This window comes from Pseudomonas sp. 15A4 (assembly GCF_016925575.1).
Taxonomy (GTDB): Bacteria; Pseudomonadota; Gammaproteobacteria; order Pseudomonadales; family Pseudomonadaceae; genus Aquipseudomonas.
Map to the genome: position 1 here is coordinate 755,740 of NZ_CP068986.1, position 15,830 is coordinate 771,569.

The window sequence follows — 15,830 nt, forward strand, 5'->3', positions numbered from 1 at the left end:
CGCCCCCGGAGGCATCCGGCAAGTGACGCCCAAGCGAGGGGCGCCGGGCCTTTCAGGCGCGCCAAAGCGGGGCGCCCTTCGCACTCACTGTTCAGACCAGTTAGACCGGATCGTGCATGCGGCCCGCATTCCATGGTCGCGAGCGAGCGGCTGGCATGGGCTGTGCACTGGTGCTTGGCCATCATTTGGGCTTTGCCTACACACTGATCGATTCGGAGACACCCCATGACCCAGCGTTACAGCGCCCTGCTCGCCGCCCTGTTTGCCAGCCTCATGCTCGGCCAGGCTCCCGCCCACGCTACCGGCCTGGATGATGTAACCGCCCGCGGCACGTTGAAAGTCGCCGTTCCGCAAGACTTCCCTCCCTTTGGCTCGGTCGGCCCCGACATGAAACCGCGCGGTCTGGACATCGACACCGCACAACTCATCGCCAATCAGTTGAAGGTCAAGCTTGAGCTGACGCCGGTCAACAGCACCAACCGCATCCCGTATCTGACCACTGGCAAGGTTGACCTGGTCATTTCCAGCCTCGGTAAAAACCCGGATCGCGAAAAGGTCATCGACTTCTCCCGCGCCTACGCACCGTTCTACCTCGCTGTGTTCGGGCCGCCGGAAGACGCGATCAAAACCGTGGACGACCTGAAGGGCAAAACCATCAGCGTGACCCGCGGCGCCATCGAGGACATCGAGCTGACCGCCGTCGCTCCGAAGGAAGCCACGATCAAGCGCTTCGAAGACAACAACTCGACCATCGCGGCCTACCTGGCCAAGCAGACCGATCTGATCGCCAGCGGCAACGTGGTCATGGTCGCCATCAGCGAGAAGAACCCCAAGCGCATCCCTGAACTGAAAGTGAAGCTCAAGGACTCGCCGGTCTACGTCGGTGTGAACAAAGGTCAACCCGAGTTGCTCGCCAAAGTGAACGAGATTCTCGAAGCGGCGAAACAAGACGGCTCGCTGGAAAAGAACGCGCAGACCTGGCTCAAGCAGCCATTGCCTGCCGACCTCTGATCATCGACTGCCGAGGCGCATAAATGGCTTATCAGTTCGACTTCATTCCGGTCCTGCAAAACACTGACCTGCTTCTGCGCGGCGCGCTGTTCACGCTGGAACTGACCGCCATCGGCACGTTGCTCGGCGTCAGCGTCGGCATCGTCGGGGCGATTGTCAGGGCGTGGAAAATCCAGCCGTTCTCGGCCATTTTCGGTGTCTACGTCGAGCTGATCCGCAACACGCCCTTTCTGGTGCAGCTGTTTTTCATCTTCTTCGGGCTGCCGTCCCTGGGGCTGCAGATATCCGAGTGGCAGGCTGCGGTGCTGGCGATGGTCATCAACCTCGGCGCCTATTCGACGGAGATCATCCGCGCGGGTGTGCAGGCCATTCCGCGCGGCCAGATCGAGGCGTCGGCTGCGCTGGCGATGACTCGCTTCGAGACGTTTCGCCATGTCGTGCTGGTCCCGGCGCTGGGCAAGGTTTGGCCGGCACTGAGCAGCCAGATCATCATCGTGATGCTGGGCTCGGCCGTCTGTTCGCAGATCGCCACCGAGGAGCTGAGCTTCGCCGCGAACTTCATTCAGTCGCGCAATTTCCGCGCGTTTGAGACGTACATCATCACCACGCTGATCTACCTGTGCATGGCGCTGCTGGTGCGTCAGTTGCTGGCGTGGATCGGCCGACGCTACATCGCGAGGAGCCGCTGATGGATTTCACCCTGTGGGACGTCGTGCGCAATTTGCTGACCGGGCTGCAATGGACGCTGGCATTGTCGCTGGTGGCGTTCATCGGCGGCGGTGTGATCGGGTTGCTGGTGATGACCCTGCGCATCTCCGAAAAAGCGGCCCCGCGCAGGCTGGCACGTTGCTACATCGAGCTGTTTCAAGGCACGCCGCTGTTGATGCAGCTGTTTCTGGTGTTCTTCGGCGTGGCGCTGATGGGCATCGATATTTCGCCCTGGCTGGCGGCGGCGCTGGCGTTGACATTGTTCACCAGCGCCTATCTGGCTGAAATCTGGCGGGGGTGCGTGGAGTCGATTTCCAACGGCCAGTGGGAAGCTTCCGCCAGCCTGGCGCTGACGCCTTTCGAGCAACTGCGTTATGTGATTCTGCCGCAGGCGTTGCGCATCGCGGTGGCGCCGACAGTGGGGTTCTCGGTGCAAGTGGTCAAAGGCACAGCGGTGACGTCGATCATCGGCTTTACCGAGCTGACCAAAACCGGCGGCATGCTCGCCAATGCCACGTTCCAGCCCTTCATGGTCTACGGCTTCGTCGCCCTGGGCTACTTCCTGCTTTGCTATCCGTTGTCGCTCAGCGCGCGCTACCTGGAAAGGAGACTTCATGCCTCTGCTTAGAATTTCCGCCCTGCACAAGTATTACGGCGACCACCATGTGCTCAAGGGTATCGACCTCAGCGTCGAGGAAGGCCAGGTCGTGGCGATCATCGGGCGCAGCGGTTCCGGCAAAAGCACGCTGCTACGCACGCTCAACGGACTGGAGTCGATCAATGACGGCGTGATCGAGGTCGACGGCGAATACCTCGACGCCGCGCGGGCTGACCTGCGCAGCCTGAGACAGAAAGTCGGCATGGTCTTCCAGCAATTCAACCTGTTTCCGCACCTGACCGTGGGCGAGAACGTGATGCTCGCGCCACAGGTGGTGAAGAAGGTCTCCAAAGCTGAAGCGACCAGGCTGGCAAAGGAAATGCTGAATCGCGTGGGCCTGGGCGAGAAATTCGACGCGTTTCCGGACCGGCTGTCTGGCGGTCAGCAACAGCGCGTGGCGATTGCCCGTGCGCTGGCGATGTCGCCCAAAGTGCTGCTGTGCGACGAAATCACCTCGGCACTTGACCCGGAGCTGGTCAACGAAGTCCTCGCCGTCGTTCGCGAGCTCGCCAAAGACGGCATGACGCTGATCATGGTGACCCACGAAATGCGCTTCGCCCGTGAAGTAGGCGACAAGCTGGTGTTCATGCATCAGGGCAAGGTGCACGAAGTGGGCGACCCGAAAGAATTGATGGCCAACCCGAAGACGCCCGAGCTGGCGAATTTTATCGGCTCAGTCGAGCAGGCTTGAGCCCGGGTGCAGGACCGGCCTCGGCTCAAATCGTAGGACCGGCTTTAGCCGGGAAGGCGTCAGCTGCCATACCGTAAAACTGATGGCGTACACACCGGCCTCTTCCCGGCTGAAGCCGGTCCCACTAAACAGCGATGCTCGTGCCGCAAATGCATCCGCGAGGCGTTGCCGGTTTGGCGACGGGGATGGATCGTGGCACGATGTCGGGGTTATCGACCGAGACCTTTTGACCATGCCGCTATCCACAGCCAAAAAACTCTCGCTGATCGCCGCGATCGACCTGGGCTCCAACAGCTTCCACATGGTTGTCGCCAAAGCCAACGAGGGCGAAATTCGCATCCTTGAGCGGCTCGGTGAGAAAGTGCAGCTGGCCGCGGGGATCGATGACGACCGCCGCCTCAGCGAAGAATCCATGCAGCGCGGGCTCGATTGCCTCAAGCGTTTTGCCCAGCTGATCAACGGTATGCCGCCCGGCGCCGTGCGCATCGTTGGCACCAACGCCTTGCGCGAGGCTCGCAACCGCAACGAATTCATCCACCGCGCCGAAGAAATCCTCGGCCATCCGGTCGAGGTCATCTCCGGCCGTGAAGAAGCGCGCCTGATCTACCTCGGCGTCTCCCACACCCTGGCCGACACGCCCGGCAAACGCCTGGTCGCCGACATCGGCGGCGGCAGCACCGAGTTCATCATCGGCCAGCGCTTTGAACCGCTGCTGCGCGAAAGCCTGCAGATGGGCTGCGTCAGCTTCACTCAGCGTTATTTCAAGGACGGCAAGATCACACCCGCGCGCTACGCTCAGGCCTACACCGCCGCGCGGTTGGAGATCATGAGCATCGAGCACGCGCTGCATCGTCTGACGTGGGATGAGGCCATCGGGTCGTCCGGCACCATTCGCGCCATCGGCCTGGCGCTGAAGGCAGGCGGCCACGGCAATGGCGAGGTCAACGCCGAAGGCCTGGCCTGGCTCAAGCGCAAGCTGATGAAGCTTGGGGAAGTCGACAAGATCGATTTCGAAGGCCTCAAGCCTGATCGTCGGGCGATCTTCCCGGCAGGGCTGGCGATTCTCGAAGCCATCTTCGATGCCCTCGACCTCAAGCGCATGGACCATTGCGAAGGCGCACTGCGTGAAGGCGTGCTCTACGACCTGCTCGGCCGTCACCACCACGAAGACGTGCGTGAACGCACCCTCAGCTCGCTGATGGAGCGCTACCACGTTGATCTTGAGCAAGCCGCCCGTGTCGAGCGCAAGGCGCTGTCAGCGCTGGAGCAAGTGGCAAAAGCGTGGGAGCTTGAGGACAATTCGTATCGCGAATTATTGAGCTGGGCCGCCAAGGTGCATGAAGTGGGCCTGGACATCGCTCACTATCACTACCACAAGCATGGCGCGTACCTGATCGAGCACTCGGACCTGGCCGGTTTCTCACGGGAGGACCAGCAAATGCTCGGCCTGCTCGTGCGCGGTCATCGCCGTAATATTCCGAAGGACAAGTTTGCAGAATTCGGCAACGAAGGCGTGAAGCTGATTCGTCTGTGCGTGCTGCTGCGTTTCGCGATCCTGTTTCACCACATTCGCGGCACCCAAGAGATGCCGCAGCCTGTGCTGACCGCCAACGAAAACCACCTGGACATCGTGTTCCCGGATGGCTGGCTGGAAAACAACCAGCTGACTCAGGCCGACTTCGCGCTCGAAGCGGAGTGGCTGACCCGAGTCGGCATCATCCTCAACGTACGCTGAGGACCGGGTTGCTCAGCTTCTCAAGCAGACTCGCCTGCACATTGCGGGCGTTCTGGTTCCCGGTCGGGGTGCTGCGAATGTAGCGTCCGTCCGGCTGCAGCAGCCAGCTATGGGTGTTGTCGGTCAGATACCCCTCCAGCTCTTTCTTCACACGCAAGATCAGCTTCTTGCCTTCCACCGGAAAGCAGGTCTCGACGCGCTTGTCGAGGTTGCGCTCCATCCAGTCGGCGCTCGACAGGAACATCTGCTCGTCGCCGCCATTGAGGAAGTAAAAGACCCGCGTGTGCTCAAGGAAGCGCCCGATGATCGAGCGCACCTGAATGTTGTGGGACACGCCCGGCACGCCAGGACGCAGGCAGCACATGCCGCGCACGACGAGGTCGATCTTGACCCCGGTCTGACTGGCCTTGTACAGCGCGCGAATGATCTTCGGGTCGGTCAGCGAGTTGAACTTGGCGATGATGTGCGCAGGCTTGCCCTCGGACGCGAACTGCGTCTCCCGGGCGATCATGTCGAGCATGCCCTTCTTCAGGGTGAACGGCGCGTGCAGCAGCTTCTTCATGCGCAGCGTCTTACCCATGCCGATCAACTGGCTGAACAGCTTGCCGACGTCTTCGCACAACGCATCGTCCGAGGTCAGCAGGCTGTAGTCGGTATAGAGACGCGCGTTGCCGGCGTGATAGTTGCCGGTGCCCAAATGCGCGTAGCGGACGATCTCGCCGGCCTCACGGCGCAGGATCAGCATCATCTTGGCGTGGGTCTTGTAACCGACCACACCGTAGATCACGACCGCACCCGCCGCTTGCAGGCGGCTCGCCAGTTGCAGGTTCGACTCTTCGTCAAAACGCGCACGCAGCTCGATGACGGCGGTGACTTCTTTGCCGTTGCGCGCGGCATCGACCAGCGCATCGACGATTTCCGAATTGGCGCCGCTGCGATACAGCGTCTGCCGCACCGCCAGCACGTGAGGGTCCTTCGCCGCCTGGCGCAGCAGGTCGACGACCGGCGTGAAGGACTCGAACGGGTGCAGCAGCAGAATGTCCTGCTTGCTGATGACGTTGAAAATGTTTTCGCTGTTCTGCAGCAGCTTTGGAATCGCCGGGGTAAACGGCATGTACTGCAGCTCGGGGTGACTGTCCAGGCCAGTGATGCTGAACAGCCGCGTCAGGTTCACTGGGCCATTGACCTGATACAGCTCGGTCTCGCTCAGGTTGAACTGTTTGAGCAGGTAGTCCGACAGCAGTTTCGGGCAGGTGTCTGCCACTTCCAGACGCACCGCATCGCCGTAGCGACGGGAGAACAGCTCGCCACGCAGCGCGCGGGCAAGGTCTTCCACATCTTCGGAATCGAGGGCCAGGTCAGCGTTCCGGGTCAGACGGAACTGGTAGCAGCCCTTGACCTTCATGCCTTGGAACAGGTCATCGGCATGGGCGTGAATCATCGACGACAGGAACACATAGTTATCGCCCGTGCCGCCCACGTCTTCCGGCACCTTGATGATGCGCGGCAACAGGCGCGGTGCCGGGATGATCGCCAGACCGGAATCGCGACCGAAGGCATCGATGCCCTCCAGCTCGACGATGAAGTTCAGCGACTTGTTCACCAGCAGCGGGAACGGGTGCGTCGGGTCCAGACCGATCGGCGTGATGATCGGCGCGATCTCGTCACGGAAATAACGGCGCACCCAGGCCTTGATCTTGGCATTCCAGTTGCGACGCCGGATGAAGCGCACTTGATGCTTTTCCAGCTCGGGCAACAAGATGTCGTTGAGAATGGCGTACTGGCGATCCACATGGCCGTGAACCAGTTCGCTGATGCGCGCCAGCGCCTGATGAGGCTGCAGGCCGTCAGCGCCAGCCTGTTCGCGGGCGAAAGTGATTTGCTTCTTGAGGCCGGCGACGCGGATTTCGAAGAATTCGTCGAGGTTGCTGGAGAAGATCAGCAGGAACTTGAGCCGCTCGAGCAGAGGGTAGGACTCGTCCAGCGCCTGCTCCAACACGCGGATGTTGAACTGCAGCTGCGACAGCTCCCGATGGATGTAGAGACTGCTGTCATCCAGATTGGGCACCGCGATGACATGCGGAGCTGGATGAGGCGGTTCCAGCGCGGGGACCACTTCAATGGTCGGCTCGACCACGGCAGTGACCTCTTGGTTGACGGGCGGCTGATTGACAGGCTGAGGGTCAAGCTCGACTGCGGCTTCGGTAGATCCTTCGGTGCTCATGAATAATCCTGTAAGGCAACTGGCCTTGTAACAGTTGGGCCGCGCATACGGCCGATGTCGGAATGCCGCTTGCGCCACAACAGTGGTGACGTACAGCGTGGGGCAACGGTCACGCCCAAGGCGTGGCGGTTCTGAAGATGTTTGCAGCCTGACTCGATGTCGTGCGGCGGGGCGACCGGCGTCAGGCTCGATGCTGTGAGCGGTTTGACTCTCCACGCTACGGATTTCTCCGTACGGTGCAAGCCCTGACCTGCAAACATTCGGGTGGTGCCAGGTGGAGGGCAATGTGCAAGGAGGGGCTCCGAGCCCATCCAGACGGGCAAGCGTGACATTTATAAGTGGCGATTATGACGCTTGCGTGACAAGCGTAATTGCGACGTAACGTGTGAGACACAAACCTGCTCTTCGCGCGAACAATCGCTCCCGAACGTAGGAAACTTTAACGCGGTGACACATTTGCATACTTTCCTGAATGCCTTGGGCGCGTTAGGCTGCGCGTTCATTTCGCCAGCACCCAAATGATGCTCCAGCATTTTTTACAAGAATTTGGCTACTTCGCCCTTTTCCTCGGGACCTTTTTTGAAGGCGAGACCATTTTGGTGCTTGCCGGCTTTCTTGCGTTCCGCGGATACATGGATATCAATCTGGTCGTGGTGGTTGCCTTCTTCGGCAGCTACGCCGGCGACCAGCTCTGGTATTTCATGGGGCGCAAGCATGGCCGCAAGCTTCTGGCGCGCAAGCCTCGCTGGCAGTTGATGGGCGATCGCGCGCTGGAGCATATCCGCCGCCACCCCGACATCTGGGTGCTGAGCTTCCGCTTTGTTTACGGCTTGCGCACGGTTATGCCGGTCGCCATCGGCCTGTCCGGCTATCCGCCGGGGCGCTACCTGTTGCTCAACGGCATCGGCGCAGCGGTATGGGCAGCAGCGTTGGGCGCAGCGGCGTACAAGTTCGGCTCCGTGCTCGAAGGCCTGCTGGGCAACGTCAAGAAATACGAGCTTTGGGTCTTGGGCGCATTGCTGGTGATCGGTGTGCTGCTGTGGATTCGCCGCCGCATCAAAAATGCGCGCATCGCCCGGGAAGAGAAGCTGGCCGTTGCGGCCAATGCCGAAGCCAAGGTAGAAGCCAGAAACACCCCTGATGAGTAAATCCTCGGCGCAGGCCGATGAATCAGGAGACATTCGCTGACGGCGTTGTCCTAGGTTCATGGCTTGCGACAATCAGCGCAATGCTGACCTGCGTAACCGGCAAATGGCCGGAGCGCCCGAAGGAGGAACACGCGAATGACCAAAACAGTGGCCGTTATTCTTTCTGGCTGTGGCGTTTACGACGGCGCGGAAATCCACGAAAGCGTGCTCACGCTGCTGCGCCTTGATCAGCGCGGCGCAGTCGTAAAGTGCTTTGCACCCAATATTCCCCAGCACCACGTCATCAATCATCTGACCGGCGAAGAGATGCCCGAATCGCGCAACGTGCTGGTCGAATCAGCCCGCATCGCCCGCGGCGCCATTGAAGACCTCCGCGAAGCCGACGTCACTGAATTCGACGCATTGATCATCCCCGGCGGCTCCGGTGCCGCGAAAAACCTGTCGAACTTCTCCACCCAAGGCGCTGGCTGCAAGGTCCAGGCTGAAGTGCTGGCAATGGCCGAAGCGTTTGCGGCAGCCGGCAAACCCATCGGGCTCATCTGCGTATCGCCTGCGCTGGCCGCCAAAATCTATGGCCCCGGCGTCACCTGCACGATCGGCAACGATGCCGATACCGCTGCAGCGATCAACCGCATGGGCGGCACTCACCAAGAGTGCGAGGTGACGGAAATCGTTGAAGACAAGGACCGCAAGTTGGTGAGCACACCTGCTTATATGGTCGCCACGTCCATCGGCGAAGCAGCGTCCGGAATCAACAAGCTGGTGGATCGGGTCCTGGAGCTGGTACAGGAAAATGATGACCGTCTCGCCGACTGATCTTTTAAAGCGGGGCGGGTGACACATCTCCTGCTCACCCTGACTCGGCCCTAATGGCTCTCGCCTGCTGGCGGTGCGGGATACTCGCGGGCCAGCCGCGTCAGGATCCGGTCCAGGCAATTGGCGAAGGCCTGTTTCTCCCGCTCGCCATAGGCGCCCTGCCCGCCACTGGCCTGGCCTTGCTCCCGCAGATCCGTGAAGAGGTTACGCATCGCCAGGCGCTGACCCATGTTCTGCGCATCGAACTCCTTGCCCCGGGGATCGAGCGCTGCAACGCCCTTCTTGACCAGCCGATCAGCCAACGGCACATCGCTGCAGATCACCAGCTCGCCCGGCACGGCGTGCTCCACCAGATAGTCGTCAGCCGCATCCGGCCCGCTGGGTACCACGATCAACTTCACCAGGGTCAGGCTCGGCTTGATCTGGCTCTGCCCCGCCACCAGCACCACTTCAAACTTGCGCTTGAGGGCGAACTTGATGACCAGGTCCTTGGCAGCCTTGGGACAGGCGTCGGCATCGATCCAGACGCGCATAAGCGACTCCAATTCCAGAAATGAATTTATGCAGCAGCCGCTCGGCGCTTCTCAGCTATCCGGCTGCGGCCATACAGCACCACAATCGCCAACAACGCTATGGCTTGCGCACCGAGCGAATAGGCGTCGGCGTGGATCCCAAGCCAGTCGAAATCGAAGAACGGTACTGGACGCGTTCCGAAAATCCCGGCTTCCTGCAGCGCCTTGACGCCATGGCCGGCGAACACCACCGACAGCGCGCACAGCAGCGCAGCATTGATGCCGAAGAACAGCGTCAGCGGCAGCTTCGCCGAACCCCGCAAGATCACCCATGCCAAGCCGACAAGCAGCACCAACGCCGTAGCGCCTCCCGCCAAGACGGCGTTGTGGCCAGCGGGGCCTGCCTGCAGCCACAGGGTCTCGTAGAACAGAATGACTTCGAACAGCTCGCGATAGACCGAGAAGAACGCCAGCACCGCAAAACCAAAACGGCCACCGCCGCCTACCAGGCTGCTCTTGATGTAATCCTGCCAAGCGGCGGCATGACGTCGGTCGTGCATCCACACGCCCAGCCACAGCACCATGACGCTGGCGAACAGCGCCGTCGCGCCTTCCAGCAACTCGCGCTGCGAACCACTCACATCGATGACGTACGCTGCCAGCGCCCACGTGCCCAAGCCTGCCAGCAACGCCAGCCCCCAGCCGACGTTGACGCTGCGCACCGCCGATTGCTGACCGGTGTTGCGCAGGAACGCGAGAATGGCCGCGAGCACGAGAATCGCTTCCAGCCCCTCGCGCAGCAGGATCAGCAAACCGGAGATGAAGCTCAATGTGGTGCTCAGGCCATCGCTGCCAAGCAAATCGGCCGATTCCTTGAGCTTGACCTTGGCATCATCGAGCTTCTGCGCCGCTTGTGCTGCGGGCAGGCCGTCCTGCAACGACTGCCGATAGGCCATGAGCGCTTTTTCTGTGTCCTTGCGCACGGTGGCGTCGACGTTGTCCAGCGAGCTTTCGACCAGCTCGAAGCCCTCCAGATACGCTGCGACGGACAGGTCATACGCCTGCTCGCGATCGCCGGCCTGGTACGCGGCGAGACTCTTGTCCAGAGTTGCGCTGGTATAGTCGAGCAGCTGCGCCGGGCCGCGTTGAACCTGCGGCGGCTGCGCGCGCTGGGCACGGAAGCTGGCAGCGGCTTGCGGCCCTTCGCTGGCGCTGACTTCTGCCGGTGTCTGCCGCGCCAGATCAGCGAGGTTGTAGGGCTTGTCCTGCTTCGCAGCAGAATCCGCGCTGAAGCCTGCGATGTAAGTGGCGAGGTCCCAACGCTGGCGGTCATCCAATTGGTCCGCGAAGGCTGGCATTTCAGTGCCTTCAAGGCCCAGACCGAGGGTGTTGTAGATGTCGTAGAGACTCAGGCGGTCGAGCCGCACCGCGTCACGGAGGTTCGAGGGCGGCGGCAAAAGGCCTATCCCGGCGGGACCGTCGCCTGCGCCCGCATCGCCATGGCACACCGAACAATACTGCGCATACAAGGGTGCGCCACGGGCGGGATCCGGGGTAATCACTGGGGCCTGACTGACTTCGTACGCCACTGCCAGCTTTGCGCCGAGCTGACGCGCCTGACGGGACACTTGAGCGCCGTCCTGCTTCTGGTTGACCGCATTCATCAGCGCTGTGAGGCCCTGCTCCAGCGCTGCCCGCTCTGGCTTGGCGGGTAACGCGGCGATCGTGCCCTGCAGCGCCGCGAGAGATTCCAGCTGCTCGCGGTATCCGGCGTCATCCACGACCTTGCCGTCCGCGATCGTCGCCGGGTAGTCCGCTCCGACGTAATCGAGTAAATGCAACGCCTGAGCCGCGTCCTCGGCAGGCGCTGCGCAGGCACTGGCGCTGAACAGGCTCAACAGCACGAGGCTCAGGCAGGTCAAAAAGCGGGAGCGGAACATGAGGGTGGATCTCAATCAGGAATGCGACGGGTTGCCATTGTTCATGTTAGGCGCTGAGGACTCAAGCGCTGCGTTGATGGCTACGACTCAATTGTGGGACTGGCTTCAGCCGGGAAGGTGTCAGGTGTCACACCGCAAAGATGAGGGTGCTGCCAATGGCCTCTTCCCGGCTGAAGCCGGTCCCACTGAGACATCATGTGCATCCAGTGGAACCGGCTTTCGCCGACTCAAGCCCTATGCAAGGTGGCGAGGAAGGCCGCGGCGCTGACGAACAATCCGGCGAAGGTGCGGTTCATTCGACGCTGCTGTTTGGGGGTTTTGAGGGCGCGGAGCACTTTCGAAGCAAGCCCGGTGTAGCCCGCCATGACGATCAGATCCACGCAGACCATGGTCGAGGCGATGATCAGGTATTGCGGCAGCAGCGGCAGATGCGTGTCGATGAACTGCGGCAGGATCGCCAGGATGAACACCAGCGCCTTGGGGTTACTGATGTTCACCAGAAAGCCGCGGGCCATGAGCACAAGCGGCTTGCCCACCGGGCGGACAGCTGACTCATCCGCCAGATCGCTAGGCAGCGCACGCCACTGTTTGATGCCCAGATAGACCAGGTAGGCAACGCCGAACCATTTAATCAGGGTGAACGCCAGCGCCGAAGTGGCCAAAACCGCGCCAAGCCCTACGGCGACCACAGCGATCTGCACGACAAGGGCGATCTGCAGGCCCAGCGCGTTCCAGTAGCCACGCCAGAACCCGTATTGCAGACCGCTGGACATCGAGGCAATAGCGCCCGCGCCCGGAGACAGGCTGATAACCCAGCAAGCGGCGAAGAACCCCAACCATGTTTCGAGCGACATCACACACCTCAGGCAACGAAATCTACGCTTAACCTAGTGTTTCCGGGCCCTTGAAGGCCAGTTATTTCTGACTGTTGCGGCGACTTGCCAGACAGCTGTAACGGTCGCCTGCGGTAGACGGCTAACGCAGGCGACGCTGTCAGGACAACGCTTCCAGCTCGGCTTGCATCGACTCCAGTAACTCCAGCGCCTCCATCCAGGCTTTTTCGAGTTCGGCCTCACGGGATTTGAGCTTCGCCTGATCGGCCAGCAGGTCGCGCAATTTGTCTTTGTTGGCCGCTTCGTAGATACCGCTGTCGCCCAAGGCCACTTCTATCTTCGCCAGCTTCTCGTGCAGCGTACCAAGCTCTTTTTCAAGCTTGTCGGCTTCGCGTTTGTGTGGCGCGAGTTGCTGGCGCAGTGCGGCAGCCTGCTGACGCTGGGCCTTCTTGTCGGTCTTGTCGACATTGACCGGTGTATTACTGGCCGGCGCATTGCGCAGGCGGTAGTCCACCAGCCATCGCGCATAGTCATCCAGATCGCCATCGAACTCCTGAACCAGGCCATCGGCGACGAGAAGAAAGTTGTCAGTCGTGCTCTTGAGCAAATGCCGATCGTGTGAGACCACCAGCACCGCGCCACTGAACTCCTGAAGCGCCATGGTCAGGGCCAGGCGCATTTCCAGATCCAGGTGGTTGGTCGGTTCGTCGAGCAGCAGCAGGTTGGGTTTGTCCCATGCAATCAGGGCCAGCGCCAGCCGCGCTTTCTCGCCACCGGAGAAATTCAGCACCGGCTCGTCGAGGCGCGCACCGCGGAAATCGAAACCGCCGAGGAAATCCCGCAAGGCCTGTTCGCGCTCGGTGGGCGCGATACGCTGAAGGTGCAGCAGCGGACTGGCCTTGGCGTCCAGGGAATCGAGCTGATGCTGCGCGAAGTAACCGACCACCGTGTTTTCGCCGCGCACCATACGCCCGCTCAGCGGTTCGAGTTCGCCCGCGAGGTTTTTGATCAGCGTGGACTTACCGGCACCGTTCGGGCCCAGCAAGCCGATGCGTGCACCCGGCGTCAGTTGCAGCTTCACCTTTTGCAAAATGGCTTTGTCGCCATAACCCAGTCGTGCGTCAGATAAATCCATCAGCGGGCTGGAGATCTTGGTCGATTCACGGAAGGTGAAGTCGAATGGAGAATCGACGTGGGCCGCCGACAGCTCTTCCATTCGCTCAAGCGCCTTGATCCGGCTCTGGGCCTGTTTGGCCTTGGTGGCCTGGGCCTTGAAGCGCGTGATGAATTTCTCCATGTGCGCGCGCTGGGCCTGTTGTTTGTCGTAGGCCTGCTGTTGCTGGGCCAGGCGTTCGGCACGAGCGCGTTCGAAAGCGCTGTAACCGCCGCGATAAAGCGTGATCTTTTTCTGCTCGACGTGGGCAACGTGATCGACCACCGCATCCAGAAAATCGCGGTCGTGGGAAATCAGCAGCAGCGTGCCTTGGTAACTCTTGAGCCAGTCTTCGAGCCAGAGAATGGCATCGAGGTCCAAGTGGTTGGTCGGTTCATCGAGCAGCAACAGGTCCGAAGGACACATCAACGCCTGCGCCAGGTTGAGACGCATCCGCCAGCCACCGGAAAAATCGCTGACCTGGCGCTCCATCTGCTCGTTGGTAAAGCCCAAACCTGCCAGCAACTTGCGCGCCCGCGCGTCGGCCGTGTAGCCATCGGCACTGTCGAGCTCCGAATGCAGACGTGCTTGCGCGGCGCCGTCCTGAGCGGCCTCGGCAGCCGCGAGGTCATGCTGCACCTGACGCAGACGCAGGTCGCCGTCGAGCACATAATCCACCGCCACACGATCGAGGGTATCGACCTCCTGACGCATGTGGGCGATGCGCCAATCGGCAGGCAGCAGGCAGTCGCCGTTGTCGGGGGTCAGCTCACCCCGAAGCAGCGCGAACAGGCTGGATTTACCGGCGCCATTGGCGCCGATCAGGCCGGCTTTCTGGCCGGCGTGCAGGGTCAGCTCGGCGTCTTCTAGCAGACGTTGCGGACCACGCTGTAAGGTAAGGCTTTGAAGTCTGATCATAATGGCGGCGGAGTCTACCAGCTTCGCCCAAAACAGGTAGATGACGATGCTTTCGGACCTATGGAGTTTCACCCTCGATTTTTATGCGCGCCCAGGCGTCGAGCAGGCGTGCCTGAACCTGCAAGCCAATGGCGCCAATGTCTGCGCGCTGCTGTGCGGGGTCTGGATGGACCGGCGTGGTGTGCAGTTCGACCCGGAGCGGGCACGACAAATCGGACAATTGGCCGATCCGTGGCACGAGCAGGTGGTGGGGCCATTGAGGGATGTTCGGACACGCTGGAAGGCCGACGCGATTGAAGACGAAGAACTGAAGGCGTTACGCGACAGACTGAAAACCCTGGAGCTCGATGCCGAGCGTGAGCTGCTGGTGCGTTTGCAACGGCTGACCAAAGACTGGCCTGAGCGAGATGCTCAACCTACGGGCGTGTGGCTGGAAGCGCTGGCGGGAGGTGCTGCTCAAGCCAGTCCCGACGCGTTGCAGATTCTGCTTCGCGCCGGGACCGATATCGCTTAGGACGCGCTGTTCGAGGTCGAATCAGCAGCTGGCGCGGCCGGAGCGGCTGGCGCAGCGGAGGCTGCCGGAGCGACAGACGTGGCGGCTGGCTTTGCCGCAGGCTTGGCTGCGACTGGCTTGGCGGCAGCAGGTTTTGATGCAGCTGGCTTGGCGGCTGGCTTGGCTGCTACCTTGCTCGCGGCCGGCTTGGCGGCGGCAGTGGCGCCTGGTTTTGCCGCAGGCTCTTTAGCTGGAGCAGGTTTGGCAGCGGCTTTCACGGCAACCGGTTTGGCAGCGGTGCTCTTGGCTACAGGCTTGGCCGCCGATTTCGCGGCAACAGCCGTTTTCGCCGCCGGCTTGCTCGCAGCTGGCTTGGCGGCCACGGTTTTCGCAGTCACTTTGGCAACGGTTTTCTCAGCGACGGCTTTGACCGCAGTTCTGGCAGCAGGCTTTGCCGGGGCGGCTTTAACCGCAGGCTTTGCAGGTGATTTCGCAGGCGATTTTACAGCGACAGGCTTGGCAGCTGCTTGAACCGGGGGTTTTGCAGCGCGATCGTTCAGCGCTTTGCCAACGGCTTCCTTCACGCGGCCAATGCCTTGGGCCAGCTTCAGGCTTTCCTGAGCATCACGCTTGAGGTTGAGGATGTAGCTGCGGGTTTCAGTCTGACGATCTTTCAGAGCGTCGAGCAGCGACTCGAGCTCGGCCACGCTGTCTTTGGCCTTGCCTTGGGCCTTGGCTTTACCGGCGGCGGCAGCGTCCTGCAATTTGGTGCGCGACTTGTGCAGTTTTTCCTGCGCCTTGCCACGTTGTTTTTCGAGTTTGGCGAGCAGTTTTTCAGCGTCAGCCAATGCTTGAGAGCAGGCCTCTTCGAGATGCTCGAGCAGGCTGCTCGAAAGCTGTTGAAGCAAATGCAACGGAGTGTTTACTGGCTTCTTGGTGGCCGACATGACTTACCTCCTGGCTGATTTGAGTGCGGCCATACTAGACCTC

At 61.3% G+C, this 15,830-nt stretch carries 13 protein-coding genes and 1 pseudogene; 8 read left to right on the forward strand and 6 right to left on the reverse strand.

Going from position 1 to position 15,830, the window contains the following annotated elements:
- Positions 1-225 precede the first annotated feature (225 nt).
- The 5 genes from JN403_RS03330 to ppx all read left to right on the forward strand — a co-directional run bounded on the left by JN403_RS03330 (position 226) and on the right by ppx (position 4,803).
- Positions 226-1,011, forward strand: a complete 786-nt coding sequence (locus JN403_RS03330; protein WP_205485296.1) for a transporter substrate-binding domain-containing protein — start codon at positions 226-228, stop codon at positions 1,009-1,011.
- 23 nt (positions 1,012-1,034) lie between these two features.
- Positions 1,035-1,700, forward strand: a complete 666-nt coding sequence (locus JN403_RS03335) for an amino acid ABC transporter permease (RefSeq protein ID WP_122623513.1) — start codon at positions 1,035-1,037, stop codon at positions 1,698-1,700.
- Positions 1,697-2,347, forward strand: coding sequence for an amino acid ABC transporter permease (locus JN403_RS03340; protein WP_172613005.1), 651 nt, complete (start codon positions 1,697-1,699; stop codon positions 2,345-2,347). The genes JN403_RS03335 and JN403_RS03340 overlap by 4 nt, the downstream gene beginning before the upstream one ends.
- A complete protein-coding gene (locus JN403_RS03345; RefSeq protein ID WP_122534109.1) occupies positions 2,334-3,068 on the forward strand; it encodes an amino acid ABC transporter ATP-binding protein in 735 nt (244 codons plus the stop codon). The genes JN403_RS03340 and JN403_RS03345 overlap by 14 nt, the downstream gene beginning before the upstream one ends.
- Before the next feature lie 232 nt (positions 3,069-3,300).
- Positions 3,301-4,803 (forward strand): exopolyphosphatase, encoded by a 1,503-nt coding sequence (gene ppx / locus JN403_RS03350; RefSeq protein WP_172610309.1) that lies wholly within the window; start codon positions 3,301-3,303, stop codon positions 4,801-4,803.
- Here the strand turns inward: ppx and ppk1 are convergent.
- A complete protein-coding gene (ppk1, locus tag JN403_RS03355; protein WP_205485304.1) occupies positions 4,790-7,027 on the reverse strand; it encodes a polyphosphate kinase 1 in 2,238 nt (745 codons plus the stop codon). The two genes, ppx and ppk1, sit on opposite strands and share 14 nt — an antisense overlap.
- A 518-nt stretch (positions 7,028-7,545) precedes the next feature.
- On the opposite strand from ppk1, the gene JN403_RS03360 reads away from it, so the two are divergent.
- Complete coding sequence (locus JN403_RS03360) at positions 7,546-8,175, forward strand: DedA family protein (RefSeq protein WP_240356798.1); 630 nt, start codon at positions 7,546-7,548, stop codon at positions 8,173-8,175.
- 135 nt (positions 8,176-8,310) lie between these two features.
- A complete protein-coding gene (gene elbB, locus JN403_RS03365; RefSeq protein WP_172610307.1) occupies positions 8,311-8,991 on the forward strand; it encodes an isoprenoid biosynthesis glyoxalase ElbB in 681 nt (226 codons plus the stop codon).
- Between the two features lie 50 nt (positions 8,992-9,041).
- On the opposite strand, the gene JN403_RS03370 is transcribed toward elbB, so the two are convergent.
- From JN403_RS03370 to JN403_RS03385, 4 genes are all read right to left on the reverse strand, one after another.
- Complete coding sequence (locus JN403_RS03370) at positions 9,042-9,524, reverse strand: YaiI/YqxD family protein (RefSeq protein ID WP_172610306.1); 483 nt, start codon at positions 9,522-9,524, stop codon at positions 9,042-9,044.
- Positions 9,525-9,550: 26 nt separating this feature from the next.
- Positions 9,551-11,443 (reverse strand): cytochrome c/FTR1 family iron permease, encoded by a 1,893-nt coding sequence (locus tag JN403_RS03375; protein ID WP_205485307.1) that lies wholly within the window; start codon positions 11,441-11,443, stop codon positions 9,551-9,553.
- Between the two features lie 227 nt (positions 11,444-11,670).
- On the reverse strand, positions 11,671-12,297 hold the full coding sequence (locus tag JN403_RS03380; protein ID WP_122534115.1) for a LysE family transporter: 627 nt from the start codon (positions 12,295-12,297) through the stop codon (positions 11,671-11,673).
- Positions 12,298-12,436: 139 nt separating this feature from the next.
- The gene (locus tag JN403_RS03385; protein WP_205485316.1) at positions 12,437-14,347 is read right to left on the reverse strand and encodes an ATP-binding cassette domain-containing protein; all 1,911 of its coding nucleotides are present in this window, start codon (positions 14,345-14,347) and stop codon (positions 12,437-12,439) included.
- A gap of 46 nt (positions 14,348-14,393) precedes the next feature.
- On the opposite strand from JN403_RS03385, the gene JN403_RS03390 reads away from it, so the two are divergent.
- Entirely contained in the window at positions 14,394-14,861 is a 468-nt protein-coding gene (locus tag JN403_RS03390) for a TIGR02444 family protein (RefSeq protein ID WP_122534117.1), read from the forward strand.
- Here the strand turns inward: JN403_RS03390 and JN403_RS03395 are convergent.
- Positions 14,861-15,787: pseudogene (locus JN403_RS03395) on the reverse strand (AlgP family protein); the annotation flags it as partial. The gene JN403_RS03390 and the pseudogene JN403_RS03395 overlap by 1 nt on opposite strands.
- Between the last annotated feature and the right edge of the window lie 43 nt (positions 15,788-15,830).

Bases quoted from the DNA above. Each gene is read 5' to 3' on its own strand.
- elbB (WP_172610307.1), top strand. From the start codon at position 8,311: ATGACCAAAACAGTGGCCGTTATTCTTTCTGGCTGTGGCGTTTACGAC.
- JN403_RS03370 (WP_172610306.1), bottom strand. From the start codon at position 9,524: ATGCGCGTCTGGATCGATGCCGACGCCTGTCCCAAGGCTGCCAAGGAC.
- JN403_RS03335 (WP_122623513.1), top strand. From the start codon at position 1,035: ATGGCTTATCAGTTCGACTTCATTCCGGTCCTGCAAAACACTGACCTG.
- JN403_RS03330 (WP_205485296.1), top strand. From the start codon at position 226: ATGACCCAGCGTTACAGCGCCCTGCTCGCCGCCCTGTTTGCCAGCCTC.
- JN403_RS03385 (WP_205485316.1), bottom strand. From the start codon at position 14,347: ATGATCAGACTTCAAAGCCTTACCTTACAGCGTGGTCCGCAACGTCTG.
- JN403_RS03345 (WP_122534109.1), top strand. From the start codon at position 2,334: ATGCCTCTGCTTAGAATTTCCGCCCTGCACAAGTATTACGGCGACCAC.
- JN403_RS03360 (WP_240356798.1), top strand. From the start codon at position 7,546: ATGATGCTCCAGCATTTTTTACAAGAATTTGGCTACTTCGCCCTTTTC.
- ppx (WP_172610309.1), top strand. From the start codon at position 3,301: ATGCCGCTATCCACAGCCAAAAAACTCTCGCTGATCGCCGCGATCGAC.
- JN403_RS03390 (WP_122534117.1), top strand. From the start codon at position 14,394: ATGCTTTCGGACCTATGGAGTTTCACCCTCGATTTTTATGCGCGCCCA.
- ppk1 (WP_205485304.1), bottom strand. From the start codon at position 7,027: ATGAGCACCGAAGGATCTACCGAAGCCGCAGTCGAGCTTGACCCTCAG.
- JN403_RS03380 (WP_122534115.1), bottom strand. From the start codon at position 12,297: ATGTCGCTCGAAACATGGTTGGGGTTCTTCGCCGCTTGCTGGGTTATC.
- JN403_RS03375 (WP_205485307.1), bottom strand. From the start codon at position 11,443: ATGTTCCGCTCCCGCTTTTTGACCTGCCTGAGCCTCGTGCTGTTGAGC.